7 protein-coding genes are annotated in these 6,353 nt (G+C 44.8%); all 7 read right to left on the bottom strand.

The features are described from left to right. Positions 1-268 precede the first annotated feature (268 nt). The 7 genes from V7K31_RS15775 to atpB all read right to left on the bottom strand — a co-directional run bounded on the left by V7K31_RS15775 (position 269) and on the right by atpB (position 6,327). The gene (locus V7K31_RS15775) at positions 269-1,216 is read right to left on the bottom strand and encodes a F0F1 ATP synthase subunit gamma (RefSeq protein WP_335095242.1); all 948 of its coding nucleotides are present in this window, start codon (positions 1,214-1,216) and stop codon (positions 269-271) included. 120 nt (positions 1,217-1,336) lie between these two features. Continuing rightward, positions 1,337-2,857 (bottom strand): F0F1 ATP synthase subunit alpha, encoded by a 1,521-nt coding sequence (gene atpA / locus V7K31_RS15770; RefSeq protein WP_335095241.1) that lies wholly within the window; start codon positions 2,855-2,857, stop codon positions 1,337-1,339. 264 nt (positions 2,858-3,121) lie between these two features. Next, the gene (gene atpH, locus V7K31_RS15765) at positions 3,122-3,676 is read right to left on the bottom strand and encodes an ATP synthase F1 subunit delta (RefSeq protein WP_335095239.1); all 555 of its coding nucleotides are present in this window, start codon (positions 3,674-3,676) and stop codon (positions 3,122-3,124) included. Next, positions 3,673-4,245 carry a F0F1 ATP synthase subunit B gene (locus tag V7K31_RS15760; protein ID WP_335095237.1) on the bottom strand — a complete coding sequence of 191 codons (573 nt, stop codon included), beginning with the start codon at positions 4,243-4,245 and terminating at the stop codon, positions 3,673-3,675. Before V7K31_RS15760 ends, atpH begins: the two co-directional genes overlap by 4 nt. 162 nt (positions 4,246-4,407) lie before the next feature. After that, the gene (locus tag V7K31_RS15755) at positions 4,408-4,839 is read right to left on the bottom strand and encodes a F0F1 ATP synthase subunit B' (protein WP_335095236.1); all 432 of its coding nucleotides are present in this window, start codon (positions 4,837-4,839) and stop codon (positions 4,408-4,410) included. 325 nt (positions 4,840-5,164) lie between these two features. After that, entirely contained in the window at positions 5,165-5,413 is a 249-nt protein-coding gene (atpE, locus tag V7K31_RS15750; protein ID WP_196521630.1) for an ATP synthase F0 subunit C, read from the bottom strand. 152 nt (positions 5,414-5,565) lie between these two features. Next, complete coding sequence (gene atpB / locus V7K31_RS15745; protein WP_292801679.1) at positions 5,566-6,327, bottom strand: F0F1 ATP synthase subunit A; 762 nt, start codon at positions 6,325-6,327, stop codon at positions 5,566-5,568. Positions 6,328-6,353 lie beyond the last annotated feature (26 nt).

Genomic DNA, 6,353 nt, shown 5'->3' with positions numbered 1-6,353 from the left:
CTCTGAGACTTTTATTTATATTGCGATGATACGTATTATGGTCAGGCGACTTGCATAATTTTTGACCCGCTTCAACTTTTAAAACATCCTCTAAACGTTTAAGGGAAGAACTAGCCGATAAACTGTTGCTTCAATAAGTGTATTGAGAGTGTCTGTATGCAGTTAATGTTATTTAGTTAAAAGTCCAAAATACTAAAAATAGCCAATTGCTAACCTTAAAATAATTAGCAATTTAGCTATATTTTAGAAGTAAACAATTAGCTATACCCTAAGTTAGTGCTTCAGCACCGCCAACAACCTCAAGGAGTTCTTGGGTAATTGCAGCTTGTCGGGCTTTGTTGTAAGACAACGTGAGGGTGTTAATCAGTTCACCGGCATTCTCACTGGCATTACTCATGGCTGTCATCCGGGCTGCTAGTTCACTAGCCGCCGATTCTTGCAGCGCCCGCAATAACTGATTACTCAGATACAGGGGCAATAGAGAATCGAGAATCTGGACTGGATCTTGCTCGAAAATCATGTCAGGAGCCAAAGCGCGGACTTGCTTAGTCACTTTCTCCCGTTCTACTTCAAATTTACCGCCACGGGTTGTCAAGCGGAAGATTTCATCATCGGCTGCTTCTAGACCTTGCGGATCGAGGGGCAGTAAGGTTTGGATCACAGGACGGGAGCTAACCAAGGAAAGGAATCTGGTATAGATTAACTCGATGCGGTCTACTTTTTCCGATAGGAACAAGGAAAGTAGTTGGTCGGCAATCTGATTGGCTTCCGGTGCGGTGGGAATTTGCTCTAAGCCGCTATAAGTAGCATCAATGGGCTGATCGCGGCGTTGAAAGTACTGTATAGCTTTGCGTCCGACGATCACAAATGTGTAGTCTAGACCTTCTGCCTTGATTTCCTTGGCGCGGTTTTCTGCACGACGGATAACGTTATTATTGTAGCCGCCGCATAGACCGCGATCGCCTGAAATTACCAACAGCCCAACTGACTTAACTTCGCGTTTTTTCAGTAGTGGTAGGTTTGCCTCTTCAAAGCGCAGACGGCTTTGCAAACCATACAATACTTGTGCCAAGCGATCGGCAAAGGGGCGAGTCGCTAGCACTTGTTCTTGCGCCCGACGCACTCTAGCTGCTGCAACTAGGCGCATGGCTTCTGTGATTTTTTTGGTGTTTTTGACCGACTGAATGCGATCGCGTATTGCTTTTAGATTGGCCATATTTTTAAGTTAGGAGAGACGCGATGTTCCTCGCGTCTGTACAGGAGTTAGGAGTTAGGAGTTAAGAGTTAGGAGTGTTTCATTAACTTTTAACTCTTAACTCTTCACTCCTCACTTTAATTACGCTGCTGCTTTGAAGGTCTTCTTATATTCGGTAAGCGCTTCCTTCAACGCAGCTTCTTCTGCGTCACCTAATGCTTTAGATGCTTGTACTCCTTGGGCATACTCGGTTTTACCAGTCTTTAAGTATTCCCGCAGACCTTTGGTGAAGGTGGTTACTTGATTTACAGGCACATCATCCAAGTAGCCATTAATACCAGCATACAAAATTGCTACTTGCTCATATACCGAGAGGGGCGAATTTTGTGGCTGTTTGAGGAGTTCGCGCAACCGTTGACCCCGTGCCAACTGGTCTTGAGTGGCTTTATCCAAATCAGAAGCAAATTGAGCGAAGGCTTGCAGGTCGTCAAATTGGGCTAGTTCCAATTTAATCTTACCGGCAACTTTTTTCATTGCTTTGGTTTGAGCCGCAGAACCCACACGGGATACGGAAATACCAGGGTTTACAGCCGGACGGATACCAGCGTTAAACAAGTCAGAAGATAGGAATATCTGACCATCGGTAATGGAAATTACGTTGGTGGGGATGTATGCCGAAACGTCACCAGCTTGGGTTTCGATGATTGGCAGGGCGGTCATACTGCCTTTACCTAATTCGTCACTCAGCTTTGCTGCTCTTTCTAACAACCGAGAGTGGATGTAGAATACATCTCCGGGGTAGGCTTCGCGTCCGGGTGGACGACGCAGCAATAGGGACATCTGCCGATAAGCTTGGGCTTGCTTGGAGAGGTCATCGTAAATTACCAGGGTAGCTTTACCCTTATACATAAAGTACTCAGCAATACTTGCGCCTGTGTAAGGAGCTAGGTATTGCAGGGTTGCTGGTTCACTGGCACTAGCAAAGACAACGACGGTGTAATCCATCGCGCCTTTTTCTTGCAATGTCTGCACCACGTTAGCAACTGTGGAAGCCTTTTGACCGATCGCAACGTAGACACAAACTACATCTTCTTCTTTTTGGTTGATGATGGTGTCAATCGCGATCGCAGTTTTACCGGTTTGGCGATCGCCAATAATCAATTCCCGTTGACCGCGACCGATGGGAATCATTGAATCAATAGCTGTAATCCCCGTTTGCATGGGTTCGTGTACAGATCGACGAGCAATGATACCTGGTGCTGGAGATTCAATCAAACGACTTTCTGAGGATTTGATTTCTCCCTTACCATCGATGGGAAGACCCAAAGCGTTTACAACTCGTCCAATTAAGGCTTCTCCTACGGGTACTTGGGCAATTTTACCAGTAGCGGTTACAGAACTACCTTCTTGAATTTCCAACCCTTCACCCATAAGCACCGCGCCCACGTTGTCTTCTTCTAAGTTCTGGGCGATGCCAATTGTGCCATCTTCAAATTCTAAGAGTTCTCCAGACATAGCCTTTTCCAGACCATAGATCCGGGCAATACCGTCACCTACTTGTAAGACGGTACCAACGTTAGCAACTTTGACCTCTTGATCGTATTGCTCGATTTGTTGTTGGATAATGCTACTAATTTCGTCAGGTCTAATTGATATGCTCATGTGTCTATCTTTTTTGCTTTGAGATGGAATTCAGTGCTGAGTGCTGAGTGCTGAGTTAAGAGTGAGTAGTAATGAGTTAAGAATTATGAGTTAAAAAAGCAAAGGTTAAAAGTCAAAATAAATTACTGTTACTTAACTCCTAACAGACGCGATTAATCGCGTCTCTCCTAACTCCTAACTCTTGTACAGACGCGATTAATCGCGTCTCTCCTAACTCCTAACTCTTGTACAGACGCGATTAATCGCGTCTCTAATCCTAACTTTCTAGCTACTGGTTAAGCGCAATGAAAGGCGGCGCAACTGACCCCGGATACTGGCATCAATTACCTGCGAACCTACTTTAATGATCACGCCACCAATTAACTCACTGTCTACCTTGGTTTCTAGTTCTACCTGGCGAGCATTAGTTATGGCAATCACCTTTTGGATGATTGCCTGCTGTTGAGCTTCTGTGAGGGGAACGGCTGAAATTACTTCCGCTAAAACGGTTTGATTCAGCTGCCGCAACAGCGCCAGATATTGTTGAAAAATCGATTCCAAGAAGGCAATGCGCCGTTTATCTACCAGTATTAGCAAAAAATTGCGTAAGTAGGGGTTGGCGCCTTCACCGAGTATTTGTTTGATCAGAGCTTTTTTGTTCTCAGACTGAATAAACGGGTTGCTGAAGAAGTTATGTAGCTGTTTGTCTGCCCTGAGCAGTCCCAGGAAAGTCCGCGCATCTTCCCCGAATTCTTCTGTCAAATTTTTCGATTGCGCTATTGACAAAAGTGCCTGTGCATAAGGCTGGGCTATTTCGGCTGCTGCTACATTGCTGGTCATACATTGCCTCCCAGTTGTGCGATGCTGCGGTCAATTAAAGTTTGTTGAGCATCGTCGGCAATCCCGCCTTTGAGTTGCGATTCGACTTTTTCCAATGCCAGTGTAGCAACTCGTTGCCGCAGTTGAGCGATCGCTCGGTCTGTTTCGCTGTTTAAATCGGCTGCTGCTGTTTGTTTCAGGCGTTCTACGTCTTGCACTGCTTTCGCTAACAGGGCTTCTTTAGCCTTGATGGCGTTTTCTTCAGCTGATTTGCGGATACGTTGTGCTTCTGCCTGAGATTGGGTCAACTGCTCTTGCGCTTGGGATAGGGCAGTCTGTGCCTTTTTTAAGCGCCCTTCTGCTTCCTGAATTGCGGTGGCAATATTGGATTGTCGCTCGTTCAGGATATTGCTTAAAACTTTACGTCCGAAGTAGAATAGTATGCCAATCAGAATCGCTATATTGATGAGATTGGTTTCAAAAATGTCTAGGTTTAGACCGAAACCACCTTCTGCTGCGCCTTCTGCCAATTCAGAGTTAACAGCGTTCGCTTCTGCGGCAAGTAATAAGAATGTGCCCATGATACCCATCTACAAGTGCGCTGCTCGCTTGCTAATACGTTGTATTTTCCCTTCCGGGAAATAAAGTATCTTTCCCAGAAGGGAAAAAGTGCCTTTTTTTGACACTTAATTAAGCGCTCTGGGATTACCGCCCAGTTGCGCGTATGCTTTCACAGAACCAGTCGTGTTAGTTTATCTAACAGGAGTTGGTCCCAATAGTTTTTCTAGAATCTGCCTACTTAGAGCATCAACTCGTTGTTCTAAGGTACGCATAGCTTCCTGCTTTTGTTGCTCTATTTCAACAGCAGCTTGTTCTCGTTGAGACTGAGCTTCTTTTTGGGCTTGGGCGATTTTTTCGGCAGTAATTTTCTTAGCTTCAACTTGAGCTGCTTCTACAGTAGCTTGCGATTGTCTGCGAGCGTCTGCGAGTTGCTGCTCATATTCAATAGCTAAACGTTCAGCTTTCGCCAAGCGTTCTTGCGCCTCAAGGGTATTAGTTCGGATATAATTATCGCGATCGTCTAGTACCTTGGTCAGTGGCTTATAGAAAATTACATTCAACAAAGCTGCCAATAGCAGGAATTGTAATGCCATGAAGGGCAAGGTAGCATCGAAATCAAACATTTCTCTCCTCTTTGGCTGGAGTAGCAGTTTTCCTGGCTAGCAACATTATCCAACCTTTGATATTTTAGAGACCCATAGCCAACAAGGGTCAAGGGATTTTGGATTTTAGATTTGCAATTTTAGATTTGTTCCACCGACAAGCTTAGGGGTATGTTCCGAAAACTGTTGATAATCCAAAATCCAAATTGCGCTGGAAGCGCACCTTTGGTGCGAGCTAAAATCTCAAATTCTTAGTCAACTACATCAGAACGATTTAATGCCTAAAATATTTAGATTGCAGAGGCGTGATGGTTCACGTCTCCACACTCATAAAAACTTTTAGGTCTTATCCTGCGAAGGGGTTAGCAAATAGTAGTACCAGGGCAATAACTAGACCATAAATAGTCAGGGATTCCATGAACGCCAAGGTTAATAGCAGAGTACCGCGAATTTTTCCTTCAGCTTCTGGTTGACGGGCAATACCTTCTACTGCTTGTCCAGCAGCATTTCCTTGACCAATACCAGGGCCAATTGCAGCTAAACCAATCGCTAAAGCAGCAGCGAGAACTGAAGCAGCCTGCACTAATGGATCCATTTTGATTTTCCTTGGTTTGATTACAAAACTAACAAATGTACGTTAACGATTAGAAACGTGTTTTTCACGTTCGCTGCACCGAGTTCTGACAAATCGCTTTTGCGATGTTTTGAGCGAATATGCTCTTGGAACTGTGCTATCAACTGAGAAGTTTAATGCTCCTCATGCTCTTCTTCACCGTGTCCCTCGATTGCCTCATGAATGTATGCCCCCGCTAGGGTAGCAAAAACCAGGGCTTGAATGGCACTGGTAAATAAACCCAAGGCCATTACAGGCAGAGGTACAAATAGAGGAACTAGCAGCACCAGCACCGCTACTACCAGCTCATCGGCTAAAATATTACCAAATAGCCGGAAGCTTAGAGAGAGGGGCTTGGTGAAATCTTCGAGAATTGCGATCGGCAATAGAATGGGTGTTGGCTCTATATATTTCTTAAAGTAGCCTAAACCCCGTTTGCTAAAACCTGCGTAAAAGTACGCTAAAGAGGTCAGCAGTGCCAATGCAACAGTCGTATTGATGTCATTGGTGGGAGCTGCCAATTCACCCGAAGGTAGCTTGATGAGCTTCCAAGGAATTAGCGCACCCGACCAGTTCGATACGAAAATAAACAGAAACAATGTGCCAATAAATGGCACCCAAGGGCGGTAATCTTTCTCACCTAGTTGGTCTTTCGCCAAACCACGAATAAATTCTAGGGCATATTCCATCAAATTTTGGATGCCACTGGGAATTCTTTGTGCATTGCGAGTAGCTGCTATTGAAGCCACTACTAAAATGCTAATCACAAACCATGATGTGAGAAAAACTTGCCCATGAATTTTAAGATTGCCCAACTGCCAGTAGAAATGTTGACCTACTTCTAATGCGGCGAGGGGAAAAGAATTAAAGGCGTTTAAGACACTAAGCATTTGCATTCTTCAAGCATTTTCCCCAACGATCG

The organism is Nostoc sp. (assembly GCF_036917675.1).
In the GTDB taxonomy this organism is placed as follows: Bacteria; Cyanobacteriota; Cyanobacteriia; order Cyanobacteriales; family Nostocaceae; genus Nostoc.
This window is presented reverse-complemented; position numbering and strand designations above follow the sequence as displayed.